This is a genomic window from Alteromonas sp. KUL49 (assembly GCF_006538345.1).
Lineage (GTDB): Bacteria > Pseudomonadota > Gammaproteobacteria > Enterobacterales > Alteromonadaceae > Alteromonas.
In genome coordinates, this window is the sequence record NZ_BJKL01000005.1 from 290,662 (window position 1) to 311,428 (window position 20,767).

The window sequence follows — 20,767 nt, forward strand, 5'->3', positions numbered from 1 at the left end:
TGTTATGCAAATACACCTTGCTAACCCCAGAGGATTTTGTGCCGGTGTTGACCGTGCAATCACGATTGTTGAACGTGCGCTGGAGATGTTTCAACCGCCTATTTACGTTCGTCATGAAGTGGTACACAACAAGTTTGTGGTAGAGGGGTTAAGGGAACGCGGCGCTGTTTTCGTTGATGAACTACACGAAGTGCCCGATGATAATATTGTTATTTTCTCAGCTCACGGTGTATCTCAAGCAGTAAGAAAGGAAGCAACCCGTCGTGGACTAAAAGTTTTTGACGCTACTTGTCCTCTTGTCACTAAAGTACATATGGAAGTGACTCGTGCCAGCAAAACGGGTACTGAATGTATTTTGATTGGACATGCTGGACACCCAGAGGTGGAAGGTACCATGGGACAATACAGTAACGATGACGGTGGTATTTACCTCGTAGAATCAGAGGCTGATGTTGCTACCCTTGAAGTAAAAGACCCCTCTAACCTTTACTATTGTAGCCAGACTACTCTCTCTGTGGATGACACTGCTGATGTTATCGATGCCTTGCGCGCTCGCTTCCCTGAGATACAGGGCCCTCGTAAAGATGATATTTGCTATGCTACGCAAAACCGTCAGGATTCAGTACGTGAATTAGCACAAGATTGTGATGTATTGCTTGTGGTTGGCGCACAAAACAGTTCTAACTCTAATCGCTTGCGCGAACTAGCTGAGAAGGTGGGCGCAACCGCATACCTTATTGCCGATGCCAATTGTGTTCAAAAGCAATGGCTTGAAAACGTACAACATATTGGCATTACTGCAGGTGCATCAGCGCCTGAAGTACTTGTTCAAGGTGTTGTGAATCGACTTATGGAGTGGGGAGCTGAAAAGGCTACTGAGCGCTCTGGTCGTGAAGAAAACGTTGAATTCGCGGTGCCAAAAGAGCTGAGAGTTAAGCAAGTTAGCTAGTCATTCCTTAGACATAGCGTGCTTTGCATAAGGCACGCTATGGCGTTATTACCTTCGTTGTTATCCAATGCAACGCCCTCAAACTATTCCTTTGCATACCTACTAATCTCTTGTAATACCCAGCGGTCTACTTTTTTGCTCTAGACTAATAAAGTGCCTTAATCAATCGAGGTATGTGAGCGAAGTGGGTTTTCTATGCGTGGGCAAGCTTTTAAAAACAACCAAAAACACCTGCAATACGGCGTAGGTTTAATTGAGGTACTGGTTACCTTGGTTATTCTGTCTGTTGGTTTGTTAGGTGTGGCGGCTCTGCAATTCACTGGCTCATTTGCTAACAAGGATGCCATCAGCCGCACGCAAGCCGATATTGTGGCTTCTCAAATTGTTGAACGATTGAGAGTTGCAGCAAGACCAGCCACGGTTGGTGATGGCGTTGTTGTGAACAACCAATACTTTTCATCGTCAAATTACAACTTTGCCGGGCTGAGTTGTACATCAGGGGCCAAAGCTTCGGTGTGTTATTGCCAAGCCACTCCAGCCAATGTACCAAATTGCGAGTCGGGAGAGTGCAATGAAGCACAAATGGCTCAGTATGATGGCTGGGCGGTGTCGTGTGCTGCTATTCAAACTAATCCTCAAACGCAAGTGTCGCTGAGTTGTACGGACAACGACAATACGGATATTTACACCTGCAGTGCTGGCTCTAGACTCACAATTCAATTGCGCTGGCCAGTCAATTCTGGTGGAAACAATACCTATAATTTAAACGCTCGATGTAATCCAAATTCCGGCGATAGCTACAACTGTGTTATCAAGGATGTGACATTATGAAGCGACAAAGCGGATTTTCCCTAGTAGAAACAATGGTCGCGTTGGCGCTTGGACTCGTGATTTCTGGTGCTGTCATTCAAGTGCTAGTGAGTGCCAGTGTCACGAGCAAACTCAACGAAGCGGTGGCACAAGTACAAAGCGCTGGGAGGTTTCTTTCTAATAGGCTCACTAGTGAGCTCAATGAAATTGGTCGTTATGATTTTATTGTGTCAGATATCGATGCAACGGTAGATCTAGTTGCTGAGGCTGCTTTTCTACAAAATAAACCCATAGTCATACCTGGCGACTATGTGTCAGATGATGAACTCGGTAGTAGTCAGGGGGCTAACGGTAGCAATGATAATCTGGTGATCAATCTTCTCGCGCGCCAAGATTGCACTGGTAATAATCATGGGTATAACAGTGAATTCCACGTGGTAAATCACTATTTTGTCTCCAATGATACCTTCATGTGTACCGGCTACGACGGTCGAGTTTTACGGGGCTTGAAACAGCAAACTGTGACACCTGTAACCATTACACTACTGGATAACTTGATTTCATTTCAGATGCAATATGGCGTAAGCGACAACGGAGCTAACGCCTCAGGCCAAGCCGTCTCGTATGTTACCGCTGATCAGGTTGAAGGGTTGAGAGCTGAAAACAAACAGGTCGTAGCTTTACGCTGGGGCTTTGTGATTCAAAGCTATCAAAACGAGGTTCAGCTCGACGCTTCTCCAATTATTTCTGTGCTCAATGAAGGCGCCCTAGAACTCTCGACTGACCATTATTATCAAGCATTTTCCAAAACCCTCTCTTTGCGGAATATGAAGAACTTTGTGAGGAGCGCCCAATGAAACAACAAGGCTTAGTGTTGGTACTCGCATTACTTGTACTCTTGTCACTTACTATTTTAGGCGTTGGTGCGGTTTCCAGCAGTTTCTCTCAATCAAAAATGGCAGTGTCGATGCAGCAGCAGGGACTGGCATTTGATGCGGCAGAGGCAGCCATTGCCGGTGTGTTTTTCGAATCTGAAGATGAAATTCTCCTCTCTGATGACGACGTTATCGACCCCCTCTCTCAAGCGAGACAAGGCAATGTGTTTGACCCTGACAATAATGCGTTGAGTTGCTATGACAATGAAAGTTGGACGAATCGCCAAGTGACAGAGAATGGTTTGACTACCGGACAGCAGCACACTGCGGTGGGTGTTTATCAGTCCAGTCCGCGCACCACGAGTTGGTCTAAAACTGCGTTTGTCACCGAACAAGCGTGTCGAGGATCGAGCAATGTCATTGGCGGCAGCAATATTACATGCCATGTTTTTATTATCCGCGGCTGTGGACATGTTGATGGCAAAAATACTGTGGTGGCAAACACCCTAGCAGCATCGGTCTTCGCGCCGGCGTCTCAGTGAGGTAGACACATGTTTAATATTATTCGCACAGGTTGTTTTTCGGCGCTGTTTTTCTGTATTGGTTTTGCGGCATGGGGCGATGATTTAGATATTTATCTCGGCACCTCTTCATCAGCGGTAACATACAACCCCAACGTGTTGTTCATTATGGATACCTCAGGAAGTATGACAAACACCGATGGCACTGGTGAATCTAGAATGCTGAGAGTGCAGAATGCCCTGAAAACAGCGCTAGGATCGTCTACCAACATTAATGCGGGGTTAATGAGGTTTTCTGATTATGGTGGGCCCGTACTGTTTCCTATTCGTGGCGTTGATGATGTGTTGAGCGCCGAATTGGTGAATTCGACAGATCAGAGTGCTCATGATGCCTATGAGATAAATGGTAGTGTTAACCTTGGTTCAAGTAGTCTTATTTTGAGTCTTGGGACAAGTACAGTGACTACTGGGCTTAGATTTGAGGACATCAACGTGCCCCAAGGCGCAACCATTACCAGTGCATATCTGCGATTTACCTCAGCACAGTTTAGCGTATCTCCTGCAGAGCTTACCATTCGCGCTGAGGCCAATGCAGACAGTGCAGAGTTTTCGTCAAACAATAGCGATCTTTCGAATCGTGTTACCACGGCGGCCTATTTGGAATGGAACAGTGACAATGAATTTCCCGTATCTAATGATATTGCCACAACGCCTGACTTTTCCGATGTTGTTCAAGAGGTTGTTGATTTGTCGGGATGGTGTGGTGGAGACGCACTAACCCTACTCATTGAGGGGGAAGGGCTTGACCCTTCGAGCAGTCGACTAGCTCGTTCGTATGATCAAGGGCAGGGAAGTTCTCCTCAGTTAGTACTTACTTATGACGATAGCACAGCTACAGGTTGTGTCGCTGGTGAAGGCATCTATCAAATATCGTCTAATGATGACAACCTTGAAGAGACGACACGCGGGTATGACAGTACGGGGGCTGAGCTAACGTTTTACTCTTACTACAACAGTTACATTGGTATTCGGTTTGAAAACGTCAATATTCCTCAAGGTGCAACCATCACCGAAGCCTACCTAGAATTTACCGCCTACGACAGCTACTCAGATAGTAATGCCAGCATGTTGATTCGAGGTATTGATGAAGATGACGTCGATGACTTTTCATCATCTCGCCGTTATCGTTTGAGGGACACGCCAAAGACCTCTGGTGTCACTTGGACAATGCCTAATTTTAGGCGAAGAAATGATATTCAATCTCCAGATGTTTCTTCTATTGTGTCACATATTACCAGTCGAGGAAGTTGGCAGCCCGGCAATGCCCTTGGCTTTGTTTTAAGTGACTTTACGAGTTATCGGGGGGCCTATAGTGCGCGAGACCGTCCATCTTATGCACCTCGTTTAGTCGTCAAATACCGCGGTAATGCCACCCCTGGCGCATCCTCAACGGTTAGAGACCATCTGATTAGTAAAGTTGATGAACTCAGTGCCAGTGGCTATACGCCTATTGTCGATACCTTATACGAAGCCGTGAGTTATTACGGTGGCCTAGACGTGGATTATGGTCTTACGCGAGGTAATAGCTATGTGTCTTCTTCGGTTCGACGAAACACTCGAGTGAGTCATCGAAACAGTTACATTGGTGCTGATGCAGTAAGGCCTTCAGGGTGCTCTGAGAGTGACTTGTCTGACAGTGATTGTATGGGAGAGTATATCCCGAGTGGTGCCACCTATATCTCTCCGGTCACAGACCTACAGTGTCAAACCAATAATCATATTGTTCTATTGTCCGATGGCGAGGCAAACAACAACCACAGCGTGGGAGAAATTCAAACCCTGCTAGGAACGAGCTGTACGGGGAGTGGTGGTGAAAAATGTGGTTTGGACTTAGTCAGGAACGTGAGTGATAGAGATACATCGGTTATTGACCGAAGAATCATTACCCACACCATTGGCTTTGCTGCTAACAACACAGCAAACAATTTTCTTAATCAGCTTGCTATACAAAGCGGCGGTGGCTTCTATCGCGCCGAAAACAGCACTGAACTGCTTGATGCGTTTAATACTATTTTACGGTCGGTAAAAGACATTAATGCTACGTTCGTTTCTCCCGGGGTGGCGGTAAACCAACTTAACCGATTGACCCACAGAGATGAGCTTTACTTCGCTCTATTTAAACCTGCTGAGGGCGCCATTTGGCCTGGTAACCTCAAACGTTATCAACTGAGAGCCGACACCGTACTCGATAAAAACGGTTTAGATGCGGTAGACAGTGTTACTGGATTCTTCTCCGAAAATTCACACAGTTTTTGGTCGGTACTCACCGATGGAAATGATGTGAGAGAAGGTGGAGCCGCAAGTTTACTCAATAGTTCAAGAAACCTTTATGTATTTGACGGTGAGGGCAACATAGTGCAATCGTCGAATGCGTTGCATGAATCCAATAACAGTATTACCAGCGCGGATTTAGGCATAGAAGAAGAATACGATCCGGAAAGTCTGCGCAATACGTTGCTGAAATGGGCTAGAGGTGTCGATGTGCGAGATAGCGACGGTGACGGAGATACATCAGATGTACGTCTTCAAATGGGCGATCCTATCCACTCTCAACCCGTTATCGTAAATTATAGCAATACGGATTCAGCGATATTTGTTGCGACAAACCATGGCATGCTTCATTCCATTGATGCGAGTTCGGGTGAGGAAAACTTTGCCATTATGCCCAAATCGCTACTGCCTAATCTGCAGCACTTCTACGAGAATGTATCTACCTTCGACCATATTTACGGATTAGATGGCGACATGGTATTGCGTACCATTGGCTCTGATACTTACCTTTACCTTGGTATGAGGAGAGGCGGGCGAGACTACTTCGTCTTTGACGTCACCAATAAAACCTCACCTCGTCTAGTGTTTCAAATTCAAGGTGGCTCTGAGGGACTTGAGAAACTTGGACAAAGCTGGTCTCGTCCCACCATCACCAAAGTACGTTACGGCAATCAAGACAAAAATGTGATGATTATTGGTGGTGGCTATGACGAGTCACAAGATGATAAAGCTATTCGCAGTCCAGATTCGGTAGGTAACGCTGTATTTATGTTTGATGCAGATACAGGGGATCTTATTTGGCAAGCGAGTAATGCCAACGCTGACCTCACCATCAGTGAAATGAACTACAGTATTCCGGGGCGTATCTCGGTGATAGACCGAGATAACGATGGATACGCAGACCATATGTACGCTGCGGATATGGGCGGACAAGTTTTCAGGATGGACATATACAATGGTCAATCCGGGACTAATTTTGTCAAAGGGCAACGACTCGCAGACTTTGGCGGTGAGACTGCTGTCGAAAACCGTCGATTCTTCTACGGACCAGATGTTACCGAAGTCGCCCTAGGAGAAGAGCTCTATTACGGCGTGGCGATTGGTAGTGGATGGAGGGCATCTCCTCTTGATGTTACCGTTGAAGATGCTTTCTACTTTATTAAAGACGATGGTGTATTTCGTCGCGACAACGACGGTTACTACACCTACCCAACCAGTATAACGCCAACCAGTTTGTATGATGCCACAAATCACGCGCTAACTAGCACAGATAGTACCGCACAAGGTTTAGCGTCCAGTGAATTCGCGAACAAACAAGGCTGGTTTATTCGCTTAACTACCGGCGGCGAAAAGGTGTTGGCATCCCCACTCATTCTCGATTACAAGGTGTTCTTCACTACCTATGTGCCTGCTGTAAGCAGCACAAGTGCATGTGCACCGCCCACAGGAAGTAGTAGAGCCTACTTGGTCAACATGTTTAACGGAAATGCGGTTGACGACCTAAACAACAATGGCGTGCTCGATGAGCAGGATAGAGCGGCTGACTTAAAGCAAACCGGTATAGCGCCAGAAACCAAAATTCTGATAGAAGAAATGATAAATCCTGTGGTGTGCTTGGGAACCGAGTGTGCATCTGCTGTGGCTAAATTTGATCAAGACGGCAATGCGTTGGCCTGTACTTCGTCCTTCGCGTGCTTAGTAGAAAACATATACGGTAAATTTGAACGAGTACAGCGAGGTAGCTGGACTTCAGAAACTGAAAGGGCAACGTCACAATGAAGCAGTTTATACACCTCCAACGTGGTTTTTCACTTATTGAACTTATGATAGTGGTAGTGATTATTGGTATTGTAACTAGTGTCGCTTATCCCACCTACCAAGGTTTTTTGTCCGACGGATACCGCAGTAGAGGACAAGCAGATTTACTCGCACTAGCGGCTGCCATGGAGCGTCACTACACCGGTGAATTCAGCTACGAGGGAGCGGCACAGAACGGGGCAGACACAGGTACACCGTCCATATTTTCGAGTTATTCACCATCATCGGAAAACGTTGCAAACAAGCGTTATGATTTAACTATTGTGTCTGCCGATGCCACGGGGTTTGAGATAAAAGCAACGCCAGTGAGCACTTCATTGCAGTCAGACGATGGAGCACTATATTTTTTTAGCGATGGTCGAAAAGGCTGGGACGAGAACAATAATGGCGTTTTAGATACAGCAGAGTTTTGCTGGGTATGTTAGTAAGTAGTAGAAATCTCATTCTGCACCTCTGAAGGCGAGAGCATCACAACATCTTCCCAGCATGCGTCATAGGCTTGTGATGAATAACTTTTTGTCGTCATAGGCGCTATATTGAGCATAGCGTTAATTGGTGAGGTATTGATTTCGTGCTGTAGGTACACTGTATTAGCACTCTCTACTGATGATTTACTAGTTGAAGATATTATTATTGAATCAATACTGCTCAGTGAAGCGGTGTGACTTTCATAGTCTGTGGCTCCGACTTTTTGCCCGTGAAGTGTGAGTACTACGAAGTGGTCCATGGTTCGCCACCCATGAAGTGTGGAATAGAAAAGTTTTGTTGCACCAAGAAACGAAGCAATAAAAAGTGAACTAGCGACCATTACATCAACTAATGCAGCGCCTCTTTTATTGAATATCATCATGCCAACTTCCGGGAACGGGGATGATTTTAGCCAAATAAGAAGACTGTTGGAGTTGCTTCAGCACATTGTGATTAAAGGTTGTTTGTCCTGCTATCTGATAATTAACGTTACTGACCACTGCGCCCCTAAGCGCTGTTCCATGACTAAATGTTGCGCTTGGCTCGCGTAAATCGCGTCTGTCGAGTAGTAGAATTAAACCCCACAGAACCCCCAAGCCATCAATATTTAAATCGCCACCCTCGATAACAATCAATAAGGGGGCATTAAAAGTTCCAATATCACCACTCAAGGTTACATCGCAGTTACCGTGATGCCATATTACGGCCTCTGTTATCGTTAAGTCGCACTGCGAGGAAATGACTACCTGCGGAAAGTAACTTGGCGAAAAGTCCTCAAGTTTTCTATTAAACATGGTGCTTAGCATAGAAGACAAATACTGATCAGATAAATTGGTAGAGTGGGCGGATGGCAGTGAAAGCAGGGCTGGATAACGCAGGTATTCTTGTGACACCGACAGGGGTAATTCGAGAGACGCCACCTCTATCGTAAAGTGGGTCAATGGTGCGTCATTACGACCAAGTAACGGAGTTTCGGTCACTATGGTTGTTGTTGGCAACTCAAGTGCCTCTGGACTGTTTTGCCTTAATTGTTCAGCAATCCTGTTGATCTGGAATTCTATTTCACTCATAGCAGCAAAGTACTTTCTGTGATGATGTACTTGATAGGTGAGCGACGTGATAGTGGTTAAGGCGTAAATGAGTGCACCTGTTAGCAGAGCGGTGAGTAGTAATACTGTTGTTGTGGCAACTGCGCCTTTGGCCACAGAGGGCTGATCAAAAGTTTGCTTACCAAGCATGTTGCACCTTCACAAAAAACTGATGATGTGCCTTGGCATCACAGTCTTTGTGGTTCAAGTGCAAGGTGATACCCAGCAGTACAAAGTCTCGTTCTTGATGTGCTACTTTTATATCGAATTTACTTACCGAGGTAGTGTTCGGATCTGTCATATCAAACCAACCAGCTGCGTGGCATGCCTTGTTTGAAACTCGGTATTCAAGGGCTTGATTGTAAAGTCGGAAGCCCAAGTGTTCAGACGGCGACTTTGTCGACCATTGGCCATCGCGATCTTTATCATTAGAAAACAGAACACATGAGTTTTGTGCACTTAATGGATGTTTGGATATGACGACCGGTAGCGCAGGGGAGTGAGTAACTGCAATTACGTCAGAGATATTCATTGCACGATACCCGGCCCTTTGAAGTTGAGAGGTGATAAATTGGGTGAGAGTCAGCCACTCTTCTTGTATTTGCATACTGTGCGTTAGCGTGGTTATTTTGTGATGCAGGTGCAGTGAAGCAGAGGTACTCGCAATTACTACACTCACACCGATGAACAGTGCAATCACGCTCTCTGTCAATGAGAGTCCTCTCGGTATACTTAGCATGGAGCGATGCCAAGCATCACCTGTTCACTGCAAAAGCGAACTCGTCCCAAGGTGCTGATAATCACCTTTCCACTATGTTCATTATTATTCAGTCCAACAGTAAATCCTGGCCCATCAACGAATCCGTGGAGTTTATCCCACTGCATATGAATCTTTTGCGGAACGCTTAAGCGCACCGAAGTGTTGTATTTTTCAAACTGGATAGAACGAGGTATAGATTTTACTTCACAGGACGATGGAGCAAAGCAATCACACGTGGTGTTCAAGGTGGCTCCAATACACCCTTCACGGGAGGGGTCAACTACAATGTTCACACTCATACTTTGAGCTATCGCTTCATTTCTCGCCTGTTTAATAAAAAGAGCAGTATGTATCAGAGCATTCTTGAGATCTTGCTTTTCAAACCAGCTCGATAACGAAGGAGCTGCAAGGGCCGAGGATATCAACACCAACGACGTCGCGATCAAACACTCCATTAATGAGTATCCATTGAGTCGTGTAACATTCCCCGTATTCCCCATACTTAGTTCACTTATCTTTACTGTTCAATCCACATAGTCTGAACTCATATTAAATTGCTTGGGCTAACAATGGAGCTGTACTATGGCGGTGAATTTCTCAAAGAATAGATATGGGCAAAGCAAAGGTTTTAGCTTAGTTGAATTGCTGGTGACATGCACATTGGGGGGGATTTTAGCCAGCCTATCGATGTTATACTATGATGTCTACCAACAAAAACGCTGTTCTATGAAGTTAAAGCAGCACTCGTGAGTTTGCAGTTGTCAGAACAACGTTATTACTTGCATCATGGGCACTACTCCCATGATGATGGAAACGCTTTTATCAGCAGCGACGCTGCAGATATTCATATTCAAGTGACTGAACAGCATACCTACCAATACAGGGTGAATTTGTGTTTTTACCTCCTGGGCATGAATGCAAGCGGATTTGGGTCACTCCCCACGATAGAGGCCCATCACAGTGTTGGTAGCGTTTCCCCTTGTATTTAGATACAACTCAGTGCTTCGCCGGACGTATCTTCTTTGAATCCATCACCATTGCTATCTATTGCAGTGGCTATTCGACCAAAAAATGACAGTATGAGCCCTGAGGCATATGACCTGTTTTTATCAGATGGGCACACTACGATGATGGTATTTTGATTAATAGTTCCTGAAGCAGAAAAAATAACGGGACTGGATATACCTGAAATAATATTGCTGCTGTTTAGTGGATCAGAAGTAGCGATAAGGGCTTCATTAGAATCTCTTTGTCCATTTTCATTGGCGTCAGAAAACAACATCTTTGCATTTGACCAAGATGTCGTGCAGGTAGAGTAATTCTGCGTAGGACACAAGGTTACCGTCATCTGTTCGTTCACCGCTGAAAACTGCCCTCGCTGGGTGATGGTGCTTAAACTATTAATATCAGCCACAATACGATTAGTGGTTAGTATGTGCTGAGTGGTAGGCGTTACCAACGACAATAGTATCGATATAATCGTCACAGATACCAGCATCTCAAGCACTGTCGCGCCGTGTTGCTTTGGGTGTGTATTCGTGAAATTACATTTGATGCACATGGGTTTGATGTTGCTCAACTATTGGTTAATCTAACACTGTAAAAATGAACGGGTACGCTGCGGTATTTCAGTGCCCACATTAATAGCCTAAACTACTTGAGCGATTTTTGGGTATGGCACGTAAAAACCTAGCATTAAGAAATATACAAAGCTCTACAGCGCTCCTTTGCCTTTGGTTTCTAAAAAAGCCGTCATAAGCGCTATTTCTACTGACATTCTTTTTTGTTTGTCGTAAACTCAATAATCAGGACGCCTTACAATTACGTGGACATTATGATGCAAAAACAAGCAGTTATTGATGAGATGAGAGTGCTGCCTGAGATCGACGTGAACTATGAAGTTACTCGTCGCGTGTCTTTCATTAAGAAACAGCTCCTTCATTCAGGGTTAAATGCTTTGGTATTAGGAATCAGCGGTGGTATAGATTCTTGTACCTTAGGTAAGTTGGCTCAGCTAGCCGTTGATGAGTTAAACCAAGAAAATCATGAGTCTTACCAGTTCATTGCTGTGCGACTGCCTTACCAAACCCAAGCAGATGAAGACGATGCGCAGCAAGCTGTAGCGTTTATCTCTCCTTCTCAGTCTATCGCGGTAAATGTTCAACCAGGTGCAGACGCTATTCATCAAAGTACCAGCGACGCACTCAGTGCGGCAGGTTTATTACCTGAAAGTGCAGCAAAGCGAGACTTTGTTAAGGGTAATGTGAAAGCAAGAACTCGTATGGTCATTCAGTACGAAATTGCTGGTATGGTTGATGGTTTGGTTCTTGGCACAGATCATTCTGCAGAAAATATCACTGGTTTCTATACTAAATATGGTGATGGCGCGTGTGATTTAGCACCGCTGTTTGGGTTGAGTAAGCGGCAGGTTCGACAAATTGCAGAGCACTTGGGTGCGCCTCAAACTATTATTACCAAAGCGCCCACCGCAGACTTAGAATCTTTAACGCCACAAAAAGCGGATGAGCAAGCGTTAGGTATGACATACGATCAAATCGATGACTTTTTAGAAGGTCGTGATGTGCCTGCTCAAGTCGAAGAGAAATTGCTATACATTTACGAGCGTACGCAACACAAGCGCATTCCAATCCCTACGGTATATGATGAGTAGTCGACATGAAAAAAATTGAAGCGATAATCAAACCATTTAAACTCGACGATGTTCGAGAGGCGTTATCTGAGGCTGGTATTACAGGTATGACAGTGACCGAAGTTAAAGGCTTTGGACGTCAAAAAGGCCACACTGAGTTATACCGCGGTGCTGAATACCAAGTGGATTTTCTACCGAAAATGAAGCTTGAACTTGTACTAGCAGACGATATCGTTGAAAAAGCTATCGAAGCGATTGAGGCATCAGCGAAAACAGGAAAAATTGGTGACGGTAAGATTTTCGTGTACTCGGTAGAGAGTGCGCTACGTATCCGTACAGGAGAGACTGGCGAAGAAGCCATTTAGTGCCAATGTGCTGAATATAGGAAAAGCCCGATAACTGAGTGAGGTTATCGGGCTTTTTTGTTGTTAGTGTTTTTTGTTACTGCAACCTTCATCGTCGCAGCACGATTTTTCGGTGATAGCCTGACCTTTCTCAAGCTCTTCCATGGTTGGCTCACGAACATCAATGACGTTAACGTCAAAGGTTAATGGGATACCGGCTAATGGATGGTTTCCGTCAACTACCACTTCTTCGTCGGTAACGTCAATAATAATCACTGACTGTTCGCCTTCTTCAGTCGTCGCTCTAAACGACATACCTACTTCAACGTCCATACCTTCAAACATTGAACGAGGAACTTGTTGAACTAGCGTGTCAATGCGCTCGCCATAAGCCTTCTCTGGCGGAGCAGTGACAGAAAATTCATCGCCCTTTGCTTTACCAACAAGTGCGTCTTCTAGCCCTTCAATGAGAAAGTTATTACCCAGTAAAACGACCAAAGGTGCTTTATCTACCGAAGAGTCTAGCGTCGTACCGTCTTCTGTAGAAACGGTGTAATGAAGTGTGACGACGCTGTCGGCTTTTATAGTCATAGTTATTCCTGATGGTTGTGCCGTGTGGCTCTAGTATAGGTTAATTGTACACGTTTATTGATCTAAATGGTTTACTTGATCAACTTGGTTTAGCGCTTGCGTTTAATATTACTGGCAGCTTGCTCGATACTATAGGGCAGTGGAAGTGCACCAAAACTTGTGTCGCTAGTGTCGTGCAATCTGAAATTGTCTTGTGTTGTGGTGTCGTTAGGCAATACGGCCATAAAGTGGGTCTCAGCGCCTAAACGCGCGACTTTAACCACAGTGCCACCTCGGCGCCAGTTTTCACCGAGTTGTTTTTCGATAGTGTCTCCCACGTTTATTGAGAGCGATTGGGGAACTTTGAAAGAAAATGCTGCGCGTTTGTTTTTACCCAAGAATCGTGTTCGAGCCACCACCTCTTGTCCCATGTAACAGCCTTTATCGAAGTCGATACCATTAATGGCTTGTACGTTTAACATTTGAGGGACAAACTCTGCGCCGTTTACTTCCTCTATATCGGCGCGAGCGCTAGTTATTGACATCGCAGCGTAAACTTCAGGCCCAAATTGGGGAATATCTTGCTCGTTGAGTTGCGCCTCAAAATTAATACCTGCATCTTGGGTTAACACAACATAATAGCCATTTTCGTTGATGTCGGATTTAAACAGCAATCCATTACTACCAACCACGCTTTGCATTGGTTCTTGAGGCAAGCTTTCAAATTCATTAGACAGCAGCAATTTTGCGATATCTGCACTCACAAAGTACTGTTTGAAGTTGGTACTGCTATCAGTAATGTCCACCTTAGAAAACACGCCGTATTTTTTAAGTTCGGTCAGTGATGCTTTACAAGCACTCGTATTGATTAACATGAGTAACGTGTCATTAAATCGGCATATCTGCGACACCGACCATGCTTTACCTTTGTTGTCACAATGGGCCGACCAACGCACTTGATTTTCGCTCAGGGCCTCAATGTTCACGGTGACTTGACTGTGAAGATACTGAGACGCTTGTTCTCCAACTAGCGTAATAACTGAATGCTCTGTAAGTGATATGGCGTAGCTGGTAGGTAAGTCGCTTAGGTGATTGAGCTTTTGCATTGTTAACTCTAAAAATAAATATATTGACTACATGACAAAGTAGGGGAATTCATTCGTTTATCAAGGGGGAAGGACGGGTTAAAGCGAATTTTGTCATCTATTCGGTAAAAAAATGGGGACTATCACATCTAACGCTCAAAAGGGCAGTGATCGAATAACTAGCCCCGTGGTATTATAAGGAGAAAGTAATCTGATGAAGATAAGTATGTTTGAACCGAAACGATTGGCTAGATTGAAGTGGGCGTGCCGCCGTGGAATGTTGGAATTAGATGTTTTGCTACTCCCGTTCGTTGAGGCGGCGTTTGATAGTTTAACCTTCGAACAACAAGAGATTTTTGAGCGACTTCTAACTTGTGATGATCCAGACCTTTTTGCCTGGTTTATGGGGCACCAAAAGTGTGATGACCCTGAGTTGGCCGATATGGTCAGTCGCATCTTGAACCGTGTCAAAGTATAGGATAGACGTAAGTAAAGCATCTTTAAGACGCTTGACCCCTATGTTACCTGTACTTAATACCTGGATTGCCTTTGTGGCAATGCCTTGGACGTTTTGGACATGGATTGACCCAGCATTGACCCTAGTAGTGTTGTTTATGCTGACGTTGGCTGTATACAGCCACTGTTGTCTGCAACCTATGATTCAAAACACTGTCATCTTGTTGCAGGACAATGGACGAATATCCCTGAGTCAGTCAGAAAATCACAACGACCAAAGAAGCTGTACTCCAATCGAGGGTGAATTGTCACCATCTTCCAAGCTGACATACTGGGGACTGTATTTGAAGGTGAAAGTGTTACCTGAAAATGGACAGTCAAATAGAGATTTATGGGTATTGAAGAGTGAGTGCAGTGAAGCAAATTATCGTCGACTTGCGCGAATTGTGCTTGCTACACAACGTAAGACTAACAATGGAGCTACCTAGTCATGTTTCGTGAGTATTCTCGAGCACTGTTTAAACGTGTTGATAAAAGACAGCTCATGCAATTTAAACCGCCTGTTTTACCGGCGAGGATATATTCTGAGACGCTACATTTATCACAAACCCACTATCAAAAATTTTGTGAGCTGGTGGGGTGGCAAACATCGATGTATGTGCACCCTTTGTATTTGCAAATGATGTCACTAGAGCTTCAGATGCAATGTCTACTCGACAAAAAAAGTCCATTTCCTTTATTGGGGCTAGTCCACGTTGAAAATCAAGTTAACGTATGTGGCACGCTCTCTATGTCGGCCCCTTTTGAATGTCGCGTAAAATATACAAAAGTCAGTCCGCACAGCAAGGGGTGGGTGGTTGATATCTCTCTCGATGCACTTCAAAACGGAATGATGGTGTATAACGCGGTAAGTAGTTACCTTGTGAAAGTTAAAGCAGTGCATGTTTCGCCAAAACCCAAGACAGCGAACAACGAGCCAACGCTAGCCACTGCGCCTACCAGCGTGCTAACTGCTTTGTCTGTACCAGGCGACATTGGAAGAAGTTACGCTAAGATTTCCGGTGACTATAATCCTATTCATTTATTCGGTGCTACTGCCAAGCTTTTTGGCTTTAAGCAACCAATAGCTCATGGTATGTGGACGCTCGCTCAAAGTATCTCCTCTGCGGCTACTGCGGTAACGGGTGAAATTACAGAAATTCAATGCAGTTTCAAGCGTCCTATTCCCTTACCGAGCAGTATAGAGGTTCTCCAGCACTCAAAGACTGACCATATTATCGACATTAGCGTTGCAGACTCGTCTCATACAGAAACCCATCTCTCTGCCAAGCTTTGTTTGAAGTAAGTGGTCGATAGCTAATGCTTTACATCGTGCTCAAGTAGTTAGTGAGCCTACGGTGCATTCGTTTTTGGAACCTTTGGGTTTGAGAACAGTAGGTTTCGCGTCCTCTATTTGGTTGGGGTGATCCAGATTAAAATGAAGCCCTCGGCTTTCTTTTCGTTGCATGGCGCAACGCACAATTAGTTCCGCCACGGTAACCAAATTACGCAGTTCTAATAGGTTGTTACTCACTTTGAAGTGGGCGTAGTACTCGTGGATTTCTTGTTCAAGAAGTTTGATACGACGCATAGCTCGCTCTAGTCGCTTGTCTGTGCGAACAATACCTACGTAATCCCACATAAATAAACGAAGCTCATGCCAGTTGTGTTGGATGATTACTTCTTCGTCAGAATCAGATACTTGGCTTTCATCCCAAGGTGGAATAGGTTCTTCGTAGGTAACCGTATTGAGTCGTTGCAAAATGTGCTCAGCGGCTGAGCGAGCAAATACAATACACTCTAGCAGCGAGTTTGATGCCATCCGATTCGCGCCGTGTAAGCCCGTGTAGGCGACTTCGCCAATGGCATATACATTTTCAAGGTCGGTTTTAGCATTAAAGTCGGTCATCACTCCACCACAACTGTAATGCGCTGCAGGCACCACGGGTATTGGCTCTCGGGTAATGTCGATACCTAGTGAGCGACACTTGCGGTATATATTAGGGAAGTGCTTAACGATAAAGTCTGCTGGTTTATGACTAATATCCAAGTACATACAGTCTTGACCAAGCCGTTTCATCTCGTAGTCAATGGCTCGGGCTACAACGTCTCGGGGCGCTAAATCACCGCGCTCATCAAACTTTTTCATGAACCGTGTACCATCGGCGTGACACAAGTTAGCACCTTCACCTCGAAGCGCTTCGGTAATTAAAAAGTTTCTCGCTTGTGGATGGTATAGGCAGGTCGGATGAAACTGATTGAACTCCATGTTGGCAACACGGCATCCTGCGCGCCAAGCCATCGCAATACCATCACCGCTCGACACATCTGGATTAGAGGTGTATTGATAAACTTTACTACCACCGCCTGTTGCCAGCGCAATAAATGGAGCACGAATAACTTCTACGTGTTCTTGTTGACGGTTCCATACATACGCACCGGTACAGTGCCCTTTTTGTGTTTTGGATGGAATCAGATCAATTGCATTGTAGCGTTCAAATATATGAATATTAGGATGCACCGAAACGGCATCATTCAGAGTAATTTGAAGTGCTTCACCCGTTGCATCCGCAGCATGGAGTATACGTCTGTGGCTGTGGCCACCCTCTCGGGTAAGGTGGAACCGCTCTTCGCCTGATTCTGTAGTTTCAGTGTCAAAAGGGACACCGTATTCAATTAGCCAGCTTAGTGCTTCTTTGGCTTTTTCTGCGGTAAACCGCACTGCTTTTTCCTCGCATAGATCACCACCAGCTTTCAATGTATCTCTAACGTGCGCTTCTATCGAATCTTGCTCGTCAAATACTGCGGCAATACCACCTTGTGCATACCGAGTAGAGCCCTCATTACGATCGCTTTTACTCAAAACGATGACTTGGCAATGGTCTGCAAGCTTTAGTGCAAGACTTAAACCAGCTGCGCCACTACCGATAATAAGTACGTCGCAACGATGTTCTATGGCATTTGAACTGGAAGTTAATGAAGAGGACACTGATTTCATGTATTTTACAAGCATATGAAGAAGCTAGGTTCGGCAAGTCTAATGGATAGGGGTTAAAAAACAACGATTCTTGGTTGATTCGTTAGGCTTTTTAAAAAAATTTTTTTTAGAACTTTTGACAGGGTGATGCGTCTACTTAAAGCTTGTTAGAGCTATTGAGTGGTATGAAGTAAGGAGTGATGGCTCGAATGAGCGAGCAGATTACCGACCAGCAGTTGGTCGAAAGAGTGCAAAAAGGTGACAAAAATGCGTTTAACTTACTGGTAACTCGTTACCAGCACAAAGTAATGCATTTGGTTTCTAGATACGTGAGGAACACTGGGGATGTGGCTGATGTAACGCAGGATGCTTTCATTAAAGCGTATCGAGCGTTACCCAACTTTCGCGGCGACAGTGCGTTCTACACTTGGCTTTATCGAATTGCGGTAAACAGTGCAAAGAACTATTTAGTAGCACAAGGTCGAAAGCCGCCAGCAAGTGATGTGGACGCTGACGAAGCAGATTACTACGAAGGAAGTGATGCGCTACGTGAACAATCTACTCCTGAAAGAAGCTTACTGTCCGACGAGATTCAAGAAACCTTGTTTAAAGTCGTCGAAAAGTTACCAGAAGACCTTCGTATGGCTATAACCCTCAGAGAAATAGAGGGTTTGAGTTACGAAGAAATTGCTAGCGTTATGGCTTGTCCAGTAGGGACTGTACGTTCTCGAATATTCCGAGCACGTGAAGCGATAGACAAAGTAATTCAACCATTACTAGAAAATTAATAAAGAAAGTGAACTTTCTTAATATGACGCTGACTAACAGCTGTGATAGGGTAGTAAATGATCAAGAATGATCTGGAAGTGAACATAATGACGCAACAGCAAGAAAAATTGTCTGCATTCATGGACGGTGAAATCGATGGCAACGAGATCATCGACGCAATAAAAACCGACGATGAAATGCAGGCTAAATGGCAGCGCTACCATGTAATAAGAAGTGCAATGCGTAAGGAAGCGAGTGTTGCTCCACAGCTAGATATTACAGCGAGTGTAGCAGCAGCGCTAGAAAGTGAGCCAGCGATCCTTGCTCCTAAAACAGCGCGTTGGAAGTCTATTCCGATACTCAGTAATGTGGTTCCATTTGCGAAACAGTCTGGTCAATTTGCCGTGGCAGCTTCAGTGGCATTGGCAATGGTTCTCGGCGTTCAGTTTATGAACCAGCCGGCACCAACAGAGCCTTTCACTACGGCTCCAACCCCCACAATTCAAGGTGGTCTCTCGCCAGTGAGCTTAGAGCAAACGCGTGAAGTACCTCGTAATGATATGGGCGAAGTGTTGGAAAGAAATCGCAAAATCAATGCGCTAATTGCTGACCACGAACAACAGGTTCGTTTACAGCAAGCGCAAGATAACAACAGTGCTGATGAGGCAGAAGAACAGGACGACCGTCCATAGGCGATGTATTAATAGCGGAATTTAATGAGTAAATTTAGTGCTTTTAACGTACCAGCCCCACCTCGGCTGGTACGTGTGTTTTTGAACCAGCTAAAATGTTCAACCATACTGGTGTGTCTAGCAATTCCCAATTTTTCTCACGCACAAGAGAGTGCGGAAGAGCCAGTTGAGCCCTCAACAACAGCAGCAGTGCCACAACCACTCACCACTTGGGATTGGTTGAGGAGAATGACCCACGTTCTCACCAACAGTAATTTTCAAGTCGCTCTAGTGCAAAGTCGAGCTGGAAACGAGACTGTTCCTTATTTGTGGCGTCATGCTGTTCTTGATGATGGCACCCACATGGAACAGTTGAATTTGCAAAATGGACCAGGTCAAGAACACATCAGAGTTAACGATATTGTTAGTGTATTTGAACCTGATGTAACGCCATATAGTTTGCGTTCGAATATTATTGACGGCCCACTACCCAGTGAACTGCTGTATTATCCTGAACGTCTGAAGCCAAGTTATGAATTTGTCAGTGTAGGCAGAGCAAGGGTTGCTGGACGGCCAGCACAACAAATTCGAATTGTGAGCAGAGACAACAGTCGCTTTAGTTATCAACTATGGCTTGATGAAGCGTCCGGCATGCCGCTCAAACTGAACATGTTGGATTTACAAGGTGCGTTGTTGCAGCAAATCCAGGTAACATCGTTAGTGATTGCCGAAGTACCTCACCCATACTTTTCTCGTATAAATCAAGAATTATTGCCCCATCCTATGGAAATTGCTTCTCAGCCACTGCGAGAACACGGTTGGGAAGTAGAGTACCTACCAGTAGGCATGAGAGAGGTTCGCCGGGATATAAGACGTCTGGCATTAACTGGCCAGGTAGTCGAATATAAAATGTTTAGTGACGGGTTGGTTGATGTATCTGTATACGTACAACCCGTTTCTGAAGCCGTTGGCAGCGATGCAGCACTTCGCCACGAACTCAATACGTTTCTAACGCTGACTGATGGTAATGCACAAGTCACCGTAGTCGGTGAGGTTCCACTCCAAACTGCGAATGCTATAGCAACATCGCTAACACTTACGTCGGTAAATCCATGATCACAGAAACCGCAGTAGTTGTCGCAGTGTCAGGAGACCAAGTAACCGTTGAAGCAGCAATAAAGTCTACTTGCAACAGTTGTCAAGCACAGTCTGATTGCGGTACTGGTGCGATATCGAGGGCATTGGCCCCTAAAAAGCAACTGCTAACATTACGAACCCCCGTGCCTGTTAATGTTGGTCAGTCGGTGACTATCGGGATACCAGAAGCAGGGGTCATTAGCGCTTCACTGATGCTTTATGTTGTGCCTCTAGTGACTTTTTTGATGAGTATTGGACTGTTCAGCGTATTCTTTGATGCCGTAGGCTTGACTCACGAACTTTGGTCTATTCCGCCAGCGGTATTTGCTACTTTCTTGTCATATGTTGGGGTGTCTTCTCGGTTAAAGCGGCTTGAATCTGGTCGCTTCCAACCGGTAATAATCCCCTCAAAACTCAAAGTGTAACGTATCTGCGTTACAACAATGGAAA

Annotated in this window: 25 protein-coding genes; 17 read left to right on the forward strand and 8 right to left on the reverse strand. The window is 45.1% G+C overall.

From position 1 onward, the window contains the following. Positions 1-4 precede the first annotated feature (4 nt). From ispH to EYS00_RS11110, 6 genes are all read left to right on the forward strand, one after another. Entirely contained in the window at positions 5-949 is a 945-nt protein-coding gene (ispH, locus tag EYS00_RS11085) for a 4-hydroxy-3-methylbut-2-enyl diphosphate reductase (RefSeq protein WP_130636602.1), read from the forward strand. Between the two features lie 195 nt (positions 950-1,144). After that, complete coding sequence (gene pilV, locus EYS00_RS11090; protein ID WP_130636603.1) at positions 1,145-1,780, forward strand: type IV pilus modification protein PilV; 636 nt, start codon at positions 1,145-1,147, stop codon at positions 1,778-1,780. Beyond that, positions 1,777-2,616: a PilW family protein gene (locus tag EYS00_RS11095; RefSeq protein WP_130636604.1), complete on the forward strand. Its 840-nt coding sequence runs from the start codon at positions 1,777-1,779 to the stop codon at positions 2,614-2,616. Before pilV ends, EYS00_RS11095 begins: the two co-directional genes overlap by 4 nt. Then, entirely contained in the window at positions 2,613-3,176 is a 564-nt protein-coding gene (locus EYS00_RS11100; RefSeq protein WP_130636605.1) for a PilX N-terminal domain-containing pilus assembly protein, read from the forward strand. Before EYS00_RS11095 ends, EYS00_RS11100 begins: the two co-directional genes overlap by 4 nt. 9 nt (positions 3,177-3,185) lie before the next feature. Next, entirely contained in the window at positions 3,186-7,265 is a 4,080-nt protein-coding gene (locus tag EYS00_RS11105) for a PilC/PilY family type IV pilus protein (protein WP_130636606.1), read from the forward strand. After that, on the forward strand, positions 7,262-7,729 hold the full coding sequence (locus EYS00_RS11110) for a type IV pilin protein (protein ID WP_130636607.1): 468 nt from the start codon (positions 7,262-7,264) through the stop codon (positions 7,727-7,729). Before EYS00_RS11105 ends, EYS00_RS11110 begins: the two co-directional genes overlap by 4 nt. On the opposite strand, the gene EYS00_RS11115 is transcribed toward EYS00_RS11110, so the two are convergent. From EYS00_RS11115 to EYS00_RS11130, 4 genes are read right to left on the reverse strand one after another with little or no spacing between them, the layout of a single operon-like run. Then, positions 7,726-8,154: a hypothetical protein gene (locus EYS00_RS11115; protein WP_130636608.1), complete on the reverse strand. Its 429-nt coding sequence runs from the start codon at positions 8,152-8,154 to the stop codon at positions 7,726-7,728. The two genes, EYS00_RS11110 and EYS00_RS11115, sit on opposite strands and share 4 nt — an antisense overlap. Further along, positions 8,138-9,010: a hypothetical protein gene (locus EYS00_RS11120; RefSeq protein WP_130636609.1), complete on the reverse strand. Its 873-nt coding sequence runs from the start codon at positions 9,008-9,010 to the stop codon at positions 8,138-8,140. The genes EYS00_RS11115 and EYS00_RS11120 overlap by 17 nt, the downstream gene beginning before the upstream one ends. Further along, positions 9,000-9,572, reverse strand: a complete 573-nt coding sequence (locus EYS00_RS11125) for a hypothetical protein (protein ID WP_130636610.1) — start codon at positions 9,570-9,572, stop codon at positions 9,000-9,002. Before EYS00_RS11125 ends, EYS00_RS11120 begins: the two co-directional genes overlap by 11 nt. A gap of 20 nt (positions 9,573-9,592) precedes the next feature. Then, positions 9,593-10,075, reverse strand: a complete 483-nt coding sequence (locus EYS00_RS11130; protein ID WP_130636611.1) for a Tfp pilus assembly protein FimT/FimU — start codon at positions 10,073-10,075, stop codon at positions 9,593-9,595. A 127-nt stretch (positions 10,076-10,202) separates the two neighbouring features. Here EYS00_RS11130 and EYS00_RS21275 point away from each other — a divergent pair, with 127 nt between their 5' ends. Further along, positions 10,203-10,370: a prepilin-type N-terminal cleavage/methylation domain-containing protein gene (locus EYS00_RS21275; RefSeq protein WP_130636612.1), complete on the forward strand. Its 168-nt coding sequence runs from the start codon at positions 10,203-10,205 to the stop codon at positions 10,368-10,370. Further along, positions 10,367-10,609, forward strand: a complete 243-nt coding sequence (locus EYS00_RS11140) for a hypothetical protein (RefSeq protein WP_130636613.1) — start codon at positions 10,367-10,369, stop codon at positions 10,607-10,609. The genes EYS00_RS21275 and EYS00_RS11140 overlap by 4 nt, the downstream gene beginning before the upstream one ends. Here the strand turns inward: EYS00_RS11140 and EYS00_RS11145 are convergent. Further along, a complete protein-coding gene (locus tag EYS00_RS11145) occupies positions 10,606-11,181 on the reverse strand; it encodes a GspH/FimT family protein (protein ID WP_130636614.1) in 576 nt (191 codons plus the stop codon). The two genes, EYS00_RS11140 and EYS00_RS11145, sit on opposite strands and share 4 nt — an antisense overlap. Before the next feature lie 276 nt (positions 11,182-11,457). Here EYS00_RS11145 and nadE point away from each other — a divergent pair, with 276 nt between their 5' ends. Both nadE and EYS00_RS11155 read left to right on the forward strand, forming a co-directional pair. Next, on the forward strand, positions 11,458-12,291 hold the full coding sequence (gene nadE / locus EYS00_RS11150) for an ammonia-dependent NAD(+) synthetase (RefSeq protein WP_130636681.1): 834 nt from the start codon (positions 11,458-11,460) through the stop codon (positions 12,289-12,291). A gap of 5 nt (positions 12,292-12,296) precedes the next feature. Then, the gene (locus EYS00_RS11155) at positions 12,297-12,635 is read left to right on the forward strand and encodes a P-II family nitrogen regulator (RefSeq protein ID WP_130636615.1); all 339 of its coding nucleotides are present in this window, start codon (positions 12,297-12,299) and stop codon (positions 12,633-12,635) included. Positions 12,636-12,698: 63 nt separating this feature from the next. Here the strand turns inward: EYS00_RS11155 and EYS00_RS11160 are convergent, their stop codons facing one another. Both EYS00_RS11160 and EYS00_RS11165 read right to left on the reverse strand, forming a co-directional pair. Continuing rightward, on the reverse strand, positions 12,699-13,205 hold the full coding sequence (locus EYS00_RS11160) for a peptidylprolyl isomerase (protein ID WP_130636616.1): 507 nt from the start codon (positions 13,203-13,205) through the stop codon (positions 12,699-12,701). A gap of 89 nt (positions 13,206-13,294) precedes the next feature. Next, a complete protein-coding gene (locus EYS00_RS11165) occupies positions 13,295-14,290 on the reverse strand; it encodes a folate-binding protein YgfZ (RefSeq protein ID WP_130636617.1) in 996 nt (331 codons plus the stop codon). Positions 14,291-14,495: 205 nt separating this feature from the next. On the opposite strand from EYS00_RS11165, the gene EYS00_RS11170 reads away from it, so the two are divergent. The 3 genes from EYS00_RS11170 to EYS00_RS11180 are packed head-to-tail and all read left to right on the forward strand — an operon-like array spanning position 14,496 to position 16,070. Then, positions 14,496-14,747: a succinate dehydrogenase assembly factor 2 gene (locus EYS00_RS11170; RefSeq protein WP_130636682.1), complete on the forward strand. Its 252-nt coding sequence runs from the start codon at positions 14,496-14,498 to the stop codon at positions 14,745-14,747. Next, positions 14,734-15,213, forward strand: a complete 480-nt coding sequence (locus tag EYS00_RS11175; protein ID WP_307723741.1) for a protein YgfX — start codon at positions 14,734-14,736, stop codon at positions 15,211-15,213. Before EYS00_RS11170 ends, EYS00_RS11175 begins: the two co-directional genes overlap by 14 nt. Positions 15,214-15,269: 56 nt before the next feature. Continuing rightward, positions 15,270-16,070 (forward strand): MaoC/PaaZ C-terminal domain-containing protein, encoded by an 801-nt coding sequence (locus EYS00_RS11180; protein WP_242618736.1) that lies wholly within the window; start codon positions 15,270-15,272, stop codon positions 16,068-16,070. 30 nt (positions 16,071-16,100) lie between these two features. Here the strand turns inward: EYS00_RS11180 and nadB are convergent, their stop codons facing one another. After that, positions 16,101-17,762, reverse strand: coding sequence for an L-aspartate oxidase (gene nadB, locus EYS00_RS11185; protein ID WP_130636620.1), 1,662 nt, complete (start codon positions 17,760-17,762; stop codon positions 16,101-16,103). Between the two features lie 188 nt (positions 17,763-17,950). On the opposite strand from nadB, the gene rpoE reads away from it, so the two are divergent. The 4 genes from rpoE to EYS00_RS11205 all read left to right on the forward strand — a co-directional run bounded on the left by rpoE (position 17,951) and on the right by EYS00_RS11205 (position 20,742). Continuing rightward, positions 17,951-18,529: an RNA polymerase sigma factor RpoE gene (gene rpoE / locus EYS00_RS11190; RefSeq protein WP_130636621.1), complete on the forward strand. Its 579-nt coding sequence runs from the start codon at positions 17,951-17,953 to the stop codon at positions 18,527-18,529. Positions 18,530-18,616: 87 nt separating this feature from the next. Further along, positions 18,617-19,201 carry a sigma-E factor negative regulatory protein gene (locus EYS00_RS11195; protein WP_130636683.1) on the forward strand — a complete coding sequence of 195 codons (585 nt, stop codon included), beginning with the start codon at positions 18,617-18,619 and terminating at the stop codon, positions 19,199-19,201. 24 nt (positions 19,202-19,225) lie between these two features. Further along, positions 19,226-20,296, forward strand: coding sequence for a MucB/RseB C-terminal domain-containing protein (locus tag EYS00_RS11200; protein WP_130636622.1), 1,071 nt, complete (start codon positions 19,226-19,228; stop codon positions 20,294-20,296). Continuing rightward, positions 20,293-20,742 (forward strand): SoxR reducing system RseC family protein, encoded by a 450-nt coding sequence (locus EYS00_RS11205; RefSeq protein WP_130636623.1) that lies wholly within the window; start codon positions 20,293-20,295, stop codon positions 20,740-20,742. Before EYS00_RS11200 ends, EYS00_RS11205 begins: the two co-directional genes overlap by 4 nt. Positions 20,743-20,767: the final 25 nt, after the last annotated feature.

What these genes read in the sequence shown, in the direction of transcription:
- EYS00_RS11105 (WP_130636606.1), top strand. Translation starts at nt 3,186, where the DNA reads ATGTTTAATATTATTCGCACAGGTTGTTTTTCGGCGCTGTTTTTCTGT.
- rpoE (WP_130636621.1), top strand. Translation starts at nt 17,951, where the DNA reads ATGAGCGAGCAGATTACCGACCAGCAGTTGGTCGAAAGAGTGCAAAAA.
- pilV (WP_130636603.1), top strand. Translation starts at nt 1,145, where the DNA reads ATGCGTGGGCAAGCTTTTAAAAACAACCAAAAACACCTGCAATACGGC.
- EYS00_RS11095 (WP_130636604.1), top strand. Translation starts at nt 1,777, where the DNA reads ATGAAGCGACAAAGCGGATTTTCCCTAGTAGAAACAATGGTCGCGTTG.
- EYS00_RS11110 (WP_130636607.1), top strand. Translation starts at nt 7,262, where the DNA reads ATGAAGCAGTTTATACACCTCCAACGTGGTTTTTCACTTATTGAACTT.
- EYS00_RS11170 (WP_130636682.1), top strand. Translation starts at nt 14,496, where the DNA reads ATGTTTGAACCGAAACGATTGGCTAGATTGAAGTGGGCGTGCCGCCGT.
- EYS00_RS11100 (WP_130636605.1), top strand. Translation starts at nt 2,613, where the DNA reads ATGAAACAACAAGGCTTAGTGTTGGTACTCGCATTACTTGTACTCTTG.
- nadE (WP_130636681.1), top strand. Translation starts at nt 11,458, where the DNA reads ATGCAAAAACAAGCAGTTATTGATGAGATGAGAGTGCTGCCTGAGATC.
- ispH (WP_130636602.1), top strand. Translation starts at nt 5, where the DNA reads ATGCAAATACACCTTGCTAACCCCAGAGGATTTTGTGCCGGTGTTGAC.
- EYS00_RS11165 (WP_130636617.1), bottom strand. Translation starts at nt 14,290, where the DNA reads ATGCAAAAGCTCAATCACCTAAGCGACTTACCTACCAGCTACGCCATA.
- EYS00_RS11200 (WP_130636622.1), top strand. Translation starts at nt 19,226, where the DNA reads ATGAGTAAATTTAGTGCTTTTAACGTACCAGCCCCACCTCGGCTGGTA.
- EYS00_RS11145 (WP_130636614.1), bottom strand. Translation starts at nt 11,181, where the DNA reads ATGTGCATCAAATGTAATTTCACGAATACACACCCAAAGCAACACGGC.
- EYS00_RS11205 (WP_130636623.1), top strand. Translation starts at nt 20,293, where the DNA reads ATGATCACAGAAACCGCAGTAGTTGTCGCAGTGTCAGGAGACCAAGTA.
- EYS00_RS11120 (WP_130636609.1), bottom strand. Translation starts at nt 9,010, where the DNA reads ATGCTTGGTAAGCAAACTTTTGATCAGCCCTCTGTGGCCAAAGGCGCA.
- EYS00_RS11130 (WP_130636611.1), bottom strand. Translation starts at nt 10,075, where the DNA reads ATGGAGTGTTTGATCGCGACGTCGTTGGTGTTGATATCCTCGGCCCTT.
- EYS00_RS11155 (WP_130636615.1), top strand. Translation starts at nt 12,297, where the DNA reads ATGAAAAAAATTGAAGCGATAATCAAACCATTTAAACTCGACGATGTT.
- EYS00_RS11180 (WP_242618736.1), top strand. Translation starts at nt 15,270, where the DNA reads ATGCAATTTAAACCGCCTGTTTTACCGGCGAGGATATATTCTGAGACG.
- EYS00_RS11115 (WP_130636608.1), bottom strand. Translation starts at nt 8,154, where the DNA reads ATGATGATATTCAATAAAAGAGGCGCTGCATTAGTTGATGTAATGGTC.
- EYS00_RS11195 (WP_130636683.1), top strand. Translation starts at nt 18,617, where the DNA reads ATGACGCAACAGCAAGAAAAATTGTCTGCATTCATGGACGGTGAAATC.
- EYS00_RS11160 (WP_130636616.1), bottom strand. Translation starts at nt 13,205, where the DNA reads ATGACTATAAAAGCCGACAGCGTCGTCACACTTCATTACACCGTTTCT.
- nadB (WP_130636620.1), bottom strand. Translation starts at nt 17,762, where the DNA reads ATGAAATCAGTGTCCTCTTCATTAACTTCCAGTTCAAATGCCATAGAA.
- EYS00_RS21275 (WP_130636612.1), top strand. Translation starts at nt 10,203, where the DNA reads ATGGCGGTGAATTTCTCAAAGAATAGATATGGGCAAAGCAAAGGTTTT.